The organism is Bradyrhizobium sp. 23AC (assembly GCF_054863025.1).
Genome location: NZ_JAVAYN010000009.1, coordinates 175575 through 188660, shown reverse-complemented (window position 1 = coordinate 188660; position 13086 = coordinate 175575). Strand labels below are relative to the sequence as shown.

The window sequence follows — 13086 nt, the reverse complement described above, 5'->3', positions numbered from 1 at the left end:
CGAAATAAGAGCAGCGAACGGAGCCTGGAGATGTACCAAACTGCCTGACCTAGGTTGCGAACTTTGACCGGACTGTTTTGGGGGCATCAATATGAAGAGATTACTGGGGCTTTTGCTGTTCGCTCAGTTCTTCTTTCTTTCCGCCGAGGCCATGGCCCAGGGGCTTCCTGCTCCCTCATACTGGAAGAATGAACGGGGTTCAGAACTGTTTATTTGGTCCGCCAATAGCGGGACAATACAAGGGACTTTCACAAACCATGCTCAAGGATTTGCGTGCCAGGGCATCCCTTATCCTGCATCGGGAGCTGTTAGTCCAACCGGCTTGTATTTTGTTGTTACTTTTGCCCAGTGCAATTCCTTCACCCGATGGGTTGGAAAAACTAACGGGTCTCAAATGCCATCGTCATGGACGCTGTTCTACGTTGATAAGAACGGCAAGCCTGCCAAGTTGAAGGGCGCGGATATCTTCACGCGCGTATGGTAATTTTGGGTCTTCTTGCAACGTCACGACCTTGGAAGCTCGCTCTCGCGAATTTTGGCCTGCGTCTCTTTGAGACGTGCAGCCTCCGTTCTGCAAAACACTGGCCGTCCAGGAACAGTCACCTTGGATGTTTGAGAGCCCGCATGTCCTGCCGCAACGGCCCGGGAATAGCGTTGAAAGGCATCTCCCCAGATTCGAAAGGACAGTCTTAACTTGCGTCCAAACTGCCGGACGATCCGTGGATTAGAATGACTTTTCGGGTTTTGTTTTGAAGCCAGGCGCAGGTCGGCAGGTGCCATGACTATATATGCGGCGTTCGTGTTGCGGCGTTTGGTTGACGAATGTGAGTTTTCAGCTCTCGGTCCTTAAGATTCTCGCCGGCCAACCGGAGGGCCGAGCCAGTCTTGCTGTCCTGAAGGATTACCTAGCGGTGTTCTACACCAGTGGTCCGGAATGGACGGCTCGTATGAAGCGATTGGCAGAGCGGGTGCCAGACCTCGATATTTTCAGACAGAAGCTGGTTGCGCGGGAATCCGGCCATTGGATCATTATGGAAGAGGGCCGGGCCTTTCTTGATTCGCTGGAACAGGCGGCCATACTGGCCACTCAGGAGCGAGCGCGCGAAGAAGAGAGTGAGAAGCTTGTTGCAAGTAAGCTTCCAGTGCTTTCCCCGGCGCCGCAACGTCGCAATGGTCGTCGCAGGCATTGCCGCCGCAGGCAGCCGATGGAGCGCGAAGGTCGGTCGGCCTAACCCTTCTGCCAAGCGATTGGCACTTTATTTGTGCGGCGGCAGATGGCGCGCGGGCAATCGAGTATGGTCTTGATCCTTCTGGAAAGAATAGGTAGATCGCGGTCGTTTGATTTGGAGATATTGTAGTGGCGACTGGTATTGTAAAGTGGTTCAACGCGACGAAGGGCTACGGTTTTATCAAGCCCGATGATGGCGGATCGGACGTATTCGTGCACGTCAGGGCGGTCGAGAAGGCCGGCTACACCGGGCTCGCTGAAGGGGCCCGGATCAGCTTCGAACTCAAGACAGGCAGCTCGGGCAAGATGTCCGCAGAAAACCTGCGTATTGGGTGAACTCGGCGCTTCATGCACACCTGCTACATCCGCTGACTTCTTAAGTTGCTCAATCAGCCGATTGACCGGGACGAGTCCGGCCGGGGGCGGTCGCGTTGCTGCAAGCCCCCGGAACGCAGTCGGTCGGGATGCGCGCGTCCTGGCGAGCCTTGCCTGCCGCTCCGTGACAGCGACCTCCTTCAGAAACTCCGCAATGCCTTTGTGGCTCTTCGGAGTGAAGAAGGCCTCCAAGCCGACCATCGTACGTAACCGATTGCCATCGGAATGGGGGGCAGCGGTGCGGTCCAATCAAGTCGAAATAGCACCACTCTCCGGAGAACCTGGCGCATCCCCGGGCCTGGATGCGGCCGTGTCGTCGCCTCTGCTGCCTGTGGCTTCGTAATACGTTTTCGCTTTGAGATGGTTCTGCAACGCGACAGGTCTGTAGGGTGCGAAGCTCGTGAAGTTGCGCACCGACTTCATCGCCAGCCGCTCGTAGACGGTGGAATGAAGTTGCGCCGTGTCGGGCACCTCTCGAACCGCCTTTGCCCACTTGAACGCCGTGCCGCCCATACCCACCATGCACTCGTCATGCATCATACCGTCGGCTGACGGATATAGTCTTAGCAGGTCCATGTCGACCATGACGCGGCCTGCATCCGGAATCTTCTCTGTGATGAATTCCACCATCCAGGCCAGCGTGATATCCGAGAGACGGGATTCGTTCTCGGGATAGCTTCCGCCGACGTCCGAATGATTGCCGGCGAACCAGATCTGGTCGAATTGCTCCGGTTCGCCCTTCCTATCCGGCCATTTGACCGTCCCGCTCCCTCCCCAGGGTACCCGCTTGAAATCCTTTCGGCCTTCATCGATTGATTGCAGATGACGCGCATATTGGATGTCTGACGGGAAATGGCGATCGTAAGCCCAGTCAGGGAAGAAACGTTGCCAGCCGATTGCAGCGACGGCATCCCAAATCCCGATGAAGTAGGCGGAAGCCCCTGCGGCTCGCCCGACCTGCGAATGGTACCCATCGCAAAACTGCTCCGCTCTTTTTTCCGCCTGTGCGGCGTCCCTGGGCATGCCAAGCCAATAGATGCAAGAGACGGCCTCTTTGGCGACCTTTCTCAACGACGTCGGATCGAGGCTGATCGGCTCGCCATTGCGCTCCTTTGTCGGAATGCCGCACAGCTCGAGCACGTGCGCAAGACACCTGGCCGTGTAGGCACCACGGCTGAAACCGAACAGGTAGATGCGGTCTTCCGGTTCCCAGACGCCGATGATCGCAACGTAGCAATCGATTATTTTCTTCGTGGTGCCGAACCCAAACATCTGTTGGACCGCCTCTTTTATCCGGTCCCAACCATTGTCGTGTCTGGGCATTGGCGTGCCAATGCCGGGGACGTAGAGAGCCAGCTGCTTCTTCGGGTCAATAATTGATTCTGGCCCAGTCCGCGTTGCCCGATAGAGCTTGTAGACATTCGTCCGGCTCTCGTCCGGCAGGAGACCGCCCTCGTTACCTGTGCCGTCTGCGAACACCAGGATATTTTTAGCCATGTCCGTCTCCCTTATTACATCACGACAGGCTCGAGCGATGCGTCGGCAACGACAATGCCGGTCGCGTCCGTGAAGATTGCCGCGACGTCCCTGGCCTTCTGACGGTACGCGTCGTAGGTACTTTGTCCGATGAGAGGGATCGCTTCCGCCAGGCTCGCCACCTGGCCCTGCTTGGCCGCCGCGGCGGCCGCCTTCAGTTTTTGTTCATCGGAACGCAGCCCCGCGATTGCGGCATTAAGATCGGAGATGTTGGTTGGTGTCACCAGCTTGCCGCCGATGTAGACGACTTGGCTAAGTCCTACGATTCCCAGGATCGTGTCTGGGACAACGAATGTGGAAAGCTGATTCACGCCTGCCGCGATCAAGCCTCCGATCACGACCAGCCCGAAAATGAAGCTCTGGTAGCGATATACGTCGAAGACGCCGTCCGTGGAGAAAAAGTCACGCCAGCTCGCGTTTGACGGTTCGACGATCGTCTTGGCCATCGGAAGCCAGTTACGTCGAAGCAGCCATGCCCGGTTGTCCGCCGACAGCGTGTTGCGTTGGCTATCCGTTCCCTTGGCGATCGTGGCGCCGATGCCGCTGATACCCAGGAGCGTCAGGATCGATCCGGAGAGATCGACCAACGTTCCCGTCTGAAGCAGCAGCAGCGAGATCAGAGCGGCAACAGCCAGGGAGAAGGCCAGTGTTTGGAACGTCGACAAGCTTCCCTTTCCGTCCGACCCCGCCGAGACCTGGGCGGGGTTCAACGCGCGCAGGAAGGATCCAAAGGTGTGATCCTTCTTGCGGAGCGCGAACGCTATCCAGAGGTAGAGAACCAGTACGCCGACAAGGGCGGCACCAATGCTGAACCAATAGGGACTAAGGCGGACACTTACGGACGAGACGCGCCAAGGAGACTGACCGACCGGGCTGTTGCAGGTGTAAAGATAGAGATCGACCCTGCTCCAGAACCAAGCCAGATCGTCACCCATGTTCAACGTGACGATGGTCTGGTCGGGATCCAGCAAATGCTTCTTCACCAGTGAATCCGAGTCCGTCGCACGGTGCGTGACCACATCCTGCCGTTTGAAAAGATAGGTTTCGTCCCCGTAGTCGATGCCAGCGAAATAACGGACGCCATCGACGAACGGTGCACGCACGCCGACGTCGACGCGCTGGTTCGTTGGCAACAAATTCGTGGCCAACACGATAGGCGCGCCCACCGGATTTCGACCCGATCGCAGCTCTATGATGAACTCACCCGGTTTCACACATTGCTTCTGAGGATCGCTCGGCCTGGTCTGAACGCTCGCAGGAGAGCTAGCGTCCGTCGAAGGCGCCGTGAACTTTTGAGTCGAAGGGTCCGGTCGCGGCTCAGGGGATGTCGATTGCGGTACGGCCGGGTTCTGGCCGTCAACTTGCGCCGGCCGAATTTGCTGCTGCGCTCTCGGCCCCGAAGATGGAAGCAATGTTATGAGGGCTATGGCACCAAGAGCAATGATGCAGGATCGAGCCATATGTTTTCACCGCCGTGTAAGCAAGCCGGCGGTCATTTACCAACGGTTGTTTCAACCTCGCAAGCCAACCTGTACCGTTTGCCTGCTTTCTCCCCCAGTAAAGCGAAGGATCGAACGGGCAACCCAACGCCCTTAGGTTCGAACTCGGTGCAATCGTAGATTAATCAAATCGCACATCCGCCGGCGCGCGTCGCAGCAGCCGATGTGGCGCAAACCCAGCTCATGCCAGCCGAAACGGTTAGGGGCGGCATGGAATTCAAGGCTGCAACGACCTCGTCATTGCTGCCAATAAGCGTGCCGACCGCACGAGAGAGTGCCGGCTCGGCATCTGGCATTACCCCATGGTCCGGATCAATGTTTTGCATCGCAATTTTGATACGAATGCCAGCGGAGACCGGCACGAAGACGCCGAAAAACTGCATCCTGCGCGTGCTATTGATTCAAACGAGAGCAGGCGGAGCGCGGAGCATCGACGTCATTGACAGTGGCTTGCGTCGCACGACCGCCAAGGCGGCAGCGATGTTGAATCATTGTTCTACCATCTGCTTGCATTCGAGTTGATCGTCTCTCGCTGGACAGGCCCAAACCGCTGAGATCGTCGGCATGACGTCAGGTTCAGGCTACTTTCGATGATGAAAGGATACCGAAGACTGCTACGCGGGCTTGATAGTCCTTGCTGCGATTCAACGTCCGCGAAGGCGACCAGATAGAGCCACGCTCCAGACCTTCGTGGCAGCACGCGACCCGGTTTGCGCGGTCACCCACCTATTCTATACGCATTCAGTGCGAAAGCCGAGCGGCGCCACCCCGATCAACTGGGGACTTCCCCAGCGGACGAACGTCGATTGCTGCCGAAAATGCTTCCTCAGGTTCAATCGATTCGAGCATGCGATGGCAAGTTGCGATGCGCCAACCTCTTGGCCCGAGCGTACGCTGCGAACGGCCTCCGGCGACCTAGCCTTCATCCGAACCGGTGGGCATCGGGATGCCGTGCTTCTCATTCACGGCAACTCGTCCTGCAAGGAGATTTTCGGACATCAGATCGGATTCCTTGCCGCGCTGGGCTACGACGTCGTCGCAGTCGACCTCCCGGGACACGGCAACTCCGCCGACGCATCCGCTCCGGAACGGACGTACAGCTTCCCCGGGTATGCCGATGCATTGAACGATCTCATGCAGGTTCTCGGCATCGGCGCCTTCCATGTCGTGGGCTGGTCGCTCGGCGGGCATATCGGCATCGAGATGTGGGCGACAAGGCGGGCGGTCCGGTCTCTCCTCATCACCGGCACGCCCCCGGTGCATCTCAGCCCGGCCGGAGCCGCGGAAGGTTTTCTGCTCACGCCGACGATGGAGCTCGCCGGAAAGGCGGACTTCACCGAGGACGACGTCCTCGCATACGGCACCGCGATGCTGGGATCGGAGATGGACCCGTCGTCCCGGTTGGCGCGCTGCATCCGACGCACACACGGCGATGCCCGGCGGCTGATGCTGGCGAACGGGCTCGCCGGCATCGGGCAGGACGAAGTCGCCGCAGTGTGGAATTGCCCGAAGCCGCTTGCGATCGTACAGGGGAAAAACGATCCGTTCGTCAACATTCCCTATCTGCATCGCTTGACCTACCGGAACTTATGGTTGCAAAATCCTCTAATTGTGGACGGGGGGCATGCTCCGCATTGGGTGCATGCCTCCGAGTTCAATAGATATTTGGGGGAATTCGTCGGATTGAACTCTGGCAGCGGGGGGGCTGCATGATTGCGCGTATCGAGGATTTCATTGCATCGTCGGGCTCGGCGGTTTCGGCCCATTCCCTTCGCGATCTCTTTCTCAAGGCTGTCGAAGACGAAGGTTACCAGAACGCCGTGTTCGCCAAGACGCGGGACCGTCGCGTCGTCGAGGTTCCGTGGCTGAAGTTTCCGACCGGATACGCCGACAGCTACATCGAGAACGGGTGGGACCAGATCGACCCCGTCGTGCACTTCGTCAATTCGGCGCGCCGTCCGTTCGCTTGGGCCGAAGCCTGCGAGAAGACCAAGCTTTCTCCGAGGCAAAGCCGATTCCTGGCGGAATGCCACGATCTGGGCGTGCATTCCGGAATAACAATCCCGCTCCACGGTCCCGGGACGGACGTGGATCTGATCAGCCTCAGCCTGCGGGAGGAAAAGCACGCGCGCCCCGACCGGCTTGCCATCATGTACGGCCTGACGTTCCAGTACAGGCTACGGCTGAGCGAGATCAACGACGAGCGACGCCTTCCCGGTCAGGACCTCACCGCCAAGGAAACCGAATGCCTTCGGTGGTGCAAGGAGGGAAAGACCAATTGGGAGATCGGCGAGATCCTCTCCATCTCGGAGAAGACCGTCGAATTCCACCTGTCGAACACGATCCGGAAGCTCGGCGTCAGCAACAGGATCACGGCAGTGGTCAAGGGGATCCAGAGCGGCATCATTTCGCTGTAGCCGACAGGGCCGTCAGGCAGCTTCGTCGGCGGCGACTGGCGCACACGCCAACCCGATCGCGCGCCCCAATCGTTCGAGCCCTTCGGCGAACAGATCCATGTCGATGTTCAACGGCGCGAGAATCTTGATGACCCGGTCGTCCGGGCCGCAGGTTTCGAGAAGCAGACGGCTTTCCCGTGCGCAAAGTGCGACCGTCTGGGCGGAATCCGGATCCCGAAATTCCAATCCCGCCATCATGCCGATGCCGCGCGGTCCGACGATCGCGTGCGGATATCTCAAGGCCGCGTCGCGCAGCCATTTCAAGCTGGACCGCCCGTGCCGATATGCCGGCGACGAAGTCGGGCTCGCAATACTCGTCCACTGCTTGGGCGGCAGCGACGAACGCCAGACTGTTGCCGCGGAACGTTCCGTTGTGCTCACCGGGACGCCAAGTGTCGAATTGGGGCGCCACCAGCAGGAGCGACATCGGCAGGCCCGCGCCGCTAATGGATTTAGACAAGCAGATGAGATCGGGGACGATGCCGCTCCGCTCGAAACCGAAGAACCTCCCGGTGCCACAGCATCCGGCCTGGATCTCGTCGACGATCAGAAGCGCCCCCAGCCCGCTCGCAACCTGGCTGAGCTTTTGCAGCCGCGGTTCGGAAGCGACGTTGAGGCCGCCTTCTCCCTGGACCGTCTCGACGATGATCGCGGCGACGGGATCGATCCCGCCGGATGGGTCGGATGCCATGTCGGCGAAGCGTTCCAGTTCTCCGATGCCCGCGCCACGATAGCCTTCGAACGGCAGCCTGACGACACCTCCCAGATCGGCCTCCAGTCCGCGCCGGGCCTTGTCCGCGAAAGTGGCACGAGTGTTCATCTGGATGCCTTCTTCTGTCCGGCCACGGCCGCGTACGCGACATCGGACGATCGGCGATCCGGACGGTCCTTCAGCTTCCCGCGGATCGACATCAGATCGTTAGAGATCGTCTCCAGCCCCGAGTCTCTCGCGACGTCGCTAAGGTAGAGAATGGCGTCCGCCATCCGTTCCGCGACGACCTCGATCGTTTCTCCGGTTGCCGGATCGTCGACCATCACGCGGCCCTCTCCAATACGGATCCGGTCCGCATCGTCGCGTCACCGATTCCATACTTCGCACAATGGTGTTCGGGACGAAGACACGTGTGCGGAACGAAGAAGGCGCGCTCGGTCTCGCCCTCGACGGTAGCCGGCTCGCCGAGCCATTCGACGCCGTTCCGGACGTAGTGCGTGAGGAGATGGGCTCGCGTGACGCCGACGACGCCTTCGCCGCCCGAGTTCTCGACATGATCGGCAACCGCGCAAAGCAGTTCCGGCAGGATAAAGCGACGCGCCATTGCGGGCACTGCTCTGTCAACACATACCCGCGTCATCTCGCAGATGCCGGCCGACGCCGGCAACGCGCCTCGGACTAATTCGGGCCAATAGGCCTTGAGCATGTACGGCCGATCCGTCCGCAGGAGCCGTATCAACCCTCGCACTACGCGGTCGTGATCGCGCCAGACGAAGTAGAGCGCGGCAGGCGTATCGAACTCGTCGAATTCGAGATCGTCGTGATGCAGGTGCGGCAGTCCGCAACGCTCAACGAAAACCCGGTATCGCAGCCTCGCCTGCGAGGCCATCGCATCTTGGAACAAATGGGCGGTCGAAAGAGAGAAAGCTTCAATCATGCGGGCCTCCGCGCTTCCCGTCTCACCAAAGCAGTTCGTCTTGATTCGACGTACTGGGAACGTCCCTAGGAGTTTGTCCGGATTCCGCATGTCTGACCGGCAGGTTCGATTGGCTGCCGGTAGCCCGCCTCAAACTGAAAGCGGCGATCCCCCTTCGCGCCCGGTCCAAGGTTGGATATGATCGCGCTATGGCACGATCGGAGTTCGAGAAGCGCTTTCCGAAAAGCGACCAGGTAGCGGCGACGCTGCTGGGAACGAAGGTTCGCCGACTTCGGAATGCGAAAGGCTGGAGTCGGAAGGAACTGGCGGCCTAAGCCGGCATCGAGCAGCAGTCCGTCTCACTCATCGAGACCACGCGAGCCAATCCCACTCTTTCGGTCGTCGACAGCCTGGCTGACGCCTTCGACGTTTCGGTAGCGGAGCTTTTCAAGATCGACTGATTGCGAATCGCCGGCGCCCGTTCACGGATCATTCTCGAGCAGCCTCCGGAACAATAAGCGTACTCGGCAACGGACACGCGACACGTGTGGCCGTGTCGCGCATACGCGATCGCCATCGACGTAAACGCCGTGGGGCATCGGCACGATCGGACCCCGCGTACACTAGGCTTGGGCCGCGGGGCCGCCATGGTGATGGTCGCCTTTGGGAAGCGCGATCATTGGCGCATCGACGGGACCGAGATTCCTGAAGTGGTTCTGAACGCTCGCGAGAAAGTCTGTCCAGCCGTTCTTCTTCGCACGCAGCACCCTCGGACAGTTCTTACCGGACCAGTCGTGATGCTGATACACGTTGCTCGGAACGTGCATCCCGAGCCGATAGGCAAGCCAGGCCGTCAGGAGCGCCGCCCTGTCGTAGCATGCATCCACGTCCGCCATGTCGGAGTGCATGCAGATCTCAATGCCGATGCTGGTCTCGTTCCCCTGCCTGGTGGCGGTGTGCCACGCCATCTCGTTCGTGGGGATGCTCTGATATACGTATTTGTCGTCGACGGTGAAGTGCCAGGAGACCTGCCGCTTCTGGGCGTCCGGCCCCTTCATGTACCGCGCGTGGGCCGCGGCATTGGCTCCGCGGCTCGAGTTGTCGGTGTTGTGGATCGTGATCGACGTTGCTGACATCCGGGTACCCGGCCGGTTACTGTTGCCCTCGGGAACGTAGTCCTGCACGATGTTCAGCTGAAGTTGCGCGGCATCCAGGTTCATGGGTTTTCCTTCTGCGAAAGCGGGTATGGATCTGGTCGAAGCGGGCTTGGCCGCGAGGGCGGCCTGCGGAGCGGCCAGAGGCGTGTGCGCGAAAAGCTTCCATATCTCGTCAGGCGCGTTGTCCGCGCACCAGAAGCTGCATGAACCGAAGCCGCCGTCGCTCACGAGATCGAGGAATTTCGACGTCGCGGCCAGGCAGGTCGCAACATCCGGCATCGCGACGTCCTCGGTCATCGTGATGTTGCCCGTCGGCTTGTAGCGCGACGCGAAGTCGGCCGCCGGGATCAGCGCCTTGTAGCCGTCGATCGACTTGCGCAACCGGATCTGAGGTTTCGCCGAGGTGTAGTAGACCTGAGGACAGACGTCTTCGATGTAGTCGAGGAACGGCCCGAAAGGCATGTTCGAATGCAAGGGCGGCTGATCATGGCTCGAGAAGGCGACACCGCGACCGCTGGCGTCCAACCCCTTCGTGAGAGCCTTCAGATAGGTGACCGCTTCTCTATTGGTCCCCCTGAAGCGCGGGCTTTCCGGCGTACGCTCCGCGTCGACCGCCATGCCGGCCAAGTCCGCGTCGTCCGCCCATTTCAACACCTTCGACGCCTCGTCGGACGCGGCGGGCTGGTCAGCACAAAATGGAACGTGCCATCCCCATAGCTCCACGCCGACCTTTCGTAGCTCGGTTCGCAGCGACACGAGTTTCGGGTTGGTCAGATTGGCGTCCCGGTCCGGGCCGCGACCGGCGCGTATCCAGACGCCCTTCATTCCTGCCTTGCCGAGTCGATCGGCGAAGGCAGCGCCATCCATCTTCTTCAGTACCTTCGCGAGATCGGTGACGAAGACGTTCCGGCCGGCCGTTCGTTTCATTGCTCGATCCCTCCGCTTGGCGGACACCAGATTGCGATATCCGCGAGCGAAGGCGCACTAGGGACTTGCCTAGGGGCGCACGATATTCCGGCCTTCGCATCGCGCGGTGGCGGAGAGCCGTCGGACCGGGCCTGGTCAAGACCACCATTCCCGACGACATGCTCGACGAAATGCGTGAAACCTACGCCGACGACCAGCTTCACAGGAGAACGACCGGCGGATAGGGAGGTCGATGACGCGCTTGGAGAGAAACTGACTGCCACGATCTGGGATGGCCCGCCCGAAACCCTTCGGCTCACGAGCGCCTCCTGCTCCAGGTGCTTTGCGTCGGATCGCCCAAGGTAATCCGCCAGCTGCTCGATCGCACTACCACGAAATTGGTTACCTCGAGACGACGAGCCGACGACGGAAACTCCGAACTCTTCCGCCAGCTCGATCGACATCAGATGAGGTGTCACGGTGCCCAGCAGGCCTTCCATTTTCCTGAATATCTCGAGCCCGTCCCAATCGATGTCGGACCAATGGAGAAACGGCAGTCCCGGAGGCAGCTTGCGCCGCATCGCCAGCATCGATGTCTGCCAAGACAAGGACGGCTGGCCGCCGGTGTAGATCACCAGGTCGTCCTTGGCGCCGTTGGCCTCGATCGCATGCCTGTGGAAGGATGCGAAATTCTCGCCCAGAAGGACACAGCGAAGCCACCGAGACAGGTCGACCTGATCGATGATCCCGTGCGGAACGCCAAGGTAAGGCACGCTCGTGGGATCGACAGCCCACCGATGGTTATCGGTCCCGATACGTGGAACGGCATCGCGATCCGGTCGAGGCCTAAAGCCGAGAGCACCGCCCTGGGATGCCCTGACGGCATGTCCCTGGCGAAGGATAGGAAACGGACGAGCGCGGCCTCATGATCATCAAGAAATTTGCTGTCCTTGGCGATATCCACTGAGAGCGAGCGATAATCGGACCCGAGATGACGCTCGGCGACGATTTCCGCTGCGAACCGGGCAATCGTTCCAATGCGCGAAGCGCCCTCCGGTCCTATTCCCCACCAATTGCGCCCACGTCGCCAAGCCGCCGCGACGTCGTCCAACGCAGCTTCCATCCACGGGCGCTCGAGGAACCACGTAACGCTTCGAGGACCTCGCCGGCGACTGTCGCGCTTGGTATGGGGCCGAGTGTCAAGAAAAAGCGGAGTGCGAACTCTGATCCCGGAAAACGACCTGGATCGATTTCTCCGTGGGTTACCCGCGGCCTGACCGTGCGAGAGAACTTGCGGGGAAACCGCAAACGAACGGACATCGGCGGAAAGGGGGGCAGAGGCGGAATTTCGGCGACCGCAGACCCCAGCTTCATTTTTGACTGAGACGCGGCTCAAATCCTGCTTCCTCCGACGACACCGCCGTGAGGTCGCCAATCGCCGGGTCCAACCGGACCTGCCTCGGCCAGTCTGGCTGCTCCCAGGGATCGGCTTCCGAGGCTGCGCACCCGAGAGCACGAGGAGTTCTCGCGAGATGCCGAAGTCCCGGGCTCCCCCGTGGGCCTTCACTAGGAATGTCCCTAGTTATTCCGCGCTGGGTCCGATCCTAAGGTCCACCGGTGGCCAGCCGCGGCCGCTCTGCGAGAAACGGGATCAACCCGCCCATGTGAGAGCCTTCGGCCGGATGATGACGAAGCGCGTCGAACAGGGGGATGACCATGGCGAAAAACTCGAAGCGGGCGGCGCGCAAGGCGGTAACGGCCGCGGTCGCACGGCTGACGTCATCGACGGGGCCGCTGACCGACAAGACCAAGCTCGACAGCCTCGGACTGAGCGGAGACCTCAGAAAGGTTCTCAATTCGTCGGTCGTTCTTCACGCGCGCCTCGACGGCATTCCACTTGCCGGTCGTCCCAAGGGCCTGGATGGAGACACCATCGGAGAACTCACCAATAGCCTGGCCAGCATCGTCTCAAGCGGTCCGGCGCGTGCCGCTGCGGCTCGCTATCCCCTGCCCGCCATCAAGGCGGACGTGAAGCTCGTGATGGCGCGCGTCAAACACGTCAATCCCGCGGAGATCAAAGATACGGACAAGCTCAAAGCCTGGAATTTCACCCGCATCGATTGCCGCGGGTTGGCTCAGATGGTGAACCTCTACTACTACAATGAACGGAACATGGTTCTGACTCCATGGCTACATCCGAGCGAAATCGACAGCCCGGAAATGACCGTGAACGATGTCGCCGCCGTAGTCGACGGACACAATCCCGGACGCCGGTCGCCGGCTGCCGCATCTCCCTTCTGA

The 13086-nt window shown here is 60.3% G+C and carries 14 protein-coding genes and 1 pseudogene; 7 read left to right on the top strand and 8 right to left on the bottom strand.

Annotated features, from left to right (window positions below; translation table 11 throughout):
* The first annotated feature begins 91 nt into the window (after positions 1–91).
* The 3 genes from RAD10_RS22600 (at position 92) to RAD10_RS22590 (ending at position 1564) form a co-directional block, all read left to right on the top strand.
* The gene (locus RAD10_RS22600) at positions 92–484 is read left to right on the top strand and encodes an avidin/streptavidin family protein (protein WP_270163395.1); all 393 of its coding nucleotides are present in this window, start codon (positions 92–94) and stop codon (positions 482–484) included.
* A 340-nt stretch (positions 485–824) separates the two neighbouring features.
* Positions 825–1232, top strand: a complete 408-nt coding sequence (locus RAD10_RS22595; protein WP_270163396.1) for a hypothetical protein — start codon at positions 825–827, stop codon at positions 1230–1232.
* A gap of 125 nt (positions 1233–1357) precedes the next feature.
* On the top strand, positions 1358–1564 hold the full coding sequence (locus tag RAD10_RS22590) for a cold-shock protein (RefSeq protein ID WP_270163397.1): 207 nt from the start codon (positions 1358–1360) through the stop codon (positions 1562–1564).
* Between the two features lie 288 nt (positions 1565–1852).
* Here RAD10_RS22590 and RAD10_RS22585 read toward each other — a convergent pair whose 3' ends face one another.
* From RAD10_RS22585 to RAD10_RS22575, 3 genes are all read right to left on the bottom strand, one after another.
* A complete protein-coding gene (locus RAD10_RS22585; RefSeq protein WP_461619291.1) occupies positions 1853–3100 on the bottom strand; it encodes a phospholipase effector Tle1 domain-containing protein in 1248 nt (415 codons plus the stop codon).
* 14 nt (positions 3101–3114) lie between these two features.
* Positions 3115–4353, bottom strand: coding sequence for a hypothetical protein (locus tag RAD10_RS22580; protein WP_461619290.1), 1239 nt, complete (start codon positions 4351–4353; stop codon positions 3115–3117).
* 410 nt (positions 4354–4763) lie between these two features.
* Positions 4764–5021, bottom strand: coding sequence for a hypothetical protein (locus RAD10_RS22575; RefSeq protein WP_270163401.1), 258 nt, complete (start codon positions 5019–5021; stop codon positions 4764–4766).
* A gap of 568 nt (positions 5022–5589) precedes the next feature.
* On the opposite strand from RAD10_RS22575, the gene RAD10_RS22570 reads away from it, so the two are divergent.
* On the top strand, positions 5590–6351 hold the full coding sequence (locus RAD10_RS22570) for an alpha/beta fold hydrolase (RefSeq protein WP_270163402.1): 762 nt from the start codon (positions 5590–5592) through the stop codon (positions 6349–6351).
* Positions 6348–7055, top strand: coding sequence for a helix-turn-helix transcriptional regulator (locus tag RAD10_RS22565; protein WP_270163403.1), 708 nt, complete (start codon positions 6348–6350; stop codon positions 7053–7055). The genes RAD10_RS22570 and RAD10_RS22565 overlap by 4 nt, the downstream gene beginning before the upstream one ends.
* Here RAD10_RS22565 and RAD10_RS22560 read toward each other — a convergent pair.
* Genes RAD10_RS22560 through RAD10_RS22550 form a run of 3 tightly spaced genes read right to left on the bottom strand, consistent with a single transcriptional unit; the run spans position 7042 to position 8743 of the window.
* Positions 7042–7914, bottom strand: a complete 873-nt coding sequence (locus RAD10_RS22560; protein ID WP_270163404.1) for an aminotransferase class III-fold pyridoxal phosphate-dependent enzyme — start codon at positions 7912–7914, stop codon at positions 7042–7044. The two genes, RAD10_RS22565 and RAD10_RS22560, sit on opposite strands and share 14 nt — an antisense overlap.
* Positions 7911–8132, bottom strand: a complete 222-nt coding sequence (locus RAD10_RS22555; protein ID WP_270163405.1) for a hypothetical protein — start codon at positions 8130–8132, stop codon at positions 7911–7913. The genes RAD10_RS22560 and RAD10_RS22555 overlap by 4 nt, the downstream gene beginning before the upstream one ends.
* A complete protein-coding gene (locus tag RAD10_RS22550; RefSeq protein ID WP_270163406.1) occupies positions 8129–8743 on the bottom strand; it encodes an acyl-homoserine-lactone synthase in 615 nt (204 codons plus the stop codon). The genes RAD10_RS22555 and RAD10_RS22550 overlap by 4 nt, the downstream gene beginning before the upstream one ends.
* 320 nt (positions 8744–9063) lie before the next feature.
* On the opposite strand from RAD10_RS22550, the gene RAD10_RS22545 reads away from it, so the two are divergent.
* A complete protein-coding gene (locus RAD10_RS22545) occupies positions 9064–9183 on the top strand; it encodes a hypothetical protein (RefSeq protein ID WP_461619319.1) in 120 nt (39 codons plus the stop codon).
* A gap of 162 nt (positions 9184–9345) precedes the next feature.
* Here the strand turns inward: RAD10_RS22545 and RAD10_RS22540 are convergent, their stop codons facing one another.
* Both RAD10_RS22540 and RAD10_RS22535 read right to left on the bottom strand, forming a co-directional pair.
* Positions 9346–10833: a peptidoglycan recognition protein family protein gene (locus RAD10_RS22540; protein WP_461619289.1), complete on the bottom strand. Its 1488-nt coding sequence runs from the start codon at positions 10831–10833 to the stop codon at positions 9346–9348.
* Positions 10834–11156: 323 nt separating this feature from the next.
* A pseudogene (locus tag RAD10_RS22535) lies at positions 11157–11558 on the bottom strand (Wadjet anti-phage system protein JetD domain-containing protein); the annotation flags it as partial.
* Positions 11559–12495: 937 nt separating this feature from the next.
* Here RAD10_RS22535 and RAD10_RS22530 point away from each other — a divergent pair.
* Positions 12496–13086: a hypothetical protein gene (locus RAD10_RS22530; protein WP_270163408.1), complete on the top strand. Its 591-nt coding sequence runs from the start codon at positions 12496–12498 to the stop codon at positions 13084–13086.

Bases quoted from the DNA above. Each gene is read 5' to 3' on its own strand.
- RAD10_RS22600 (WP_270163395.1), top strand. From the start codon at position 92: ATGAAGAGATTACTGGGGCTTTTGCTGTTCGCTCAGTTCTTCTTTCTT.
- RAD10_RS22585 (WP_461619291.1), bottom strand. From the start codon at position 3,100: ATGGCTAAAAATATCCTGGTGTTCGCAGACGGCACAGGTAACGAGGGC.
- RAD10_RS22575 (WP_270163401.1), bottom strand. From the start codon at position 5,021: ATGCAGTTTTTCGGCGTCTTCGTGCCGGTCTCCGCTGGCATTCGTATC.
- RAD10_RS22565 (WP_270163403.1), top strand. From the start codon at position 6,348: ATGATTGCGCGTATCGAGGATTTCATTGCATCGTCGGGCTCGGCGGTT.
- RAD10_RS22560 (WP_270163404.1), bottom strand. From the start codon at position 7,914: ATGAACACTCGTGCCACTTTCGCGGACAAGGCCCGGCGCGGACTGGAG.
- RAD10_RS22550 (WP_270163406.1), bottom strand. From the start codon at position 8,743: ATGATTGAAGCTTTCTCTCTTTCGACCGCCCATTTGTTCCAAGATGCG.
- RAD10_RS22530 (WP_270163408.1), top strand. From the start codon at position 12,496: ATGACCATGGCGAAAAACTCGAAGCGGGCGGCGCGCAAGGCGGTAACG.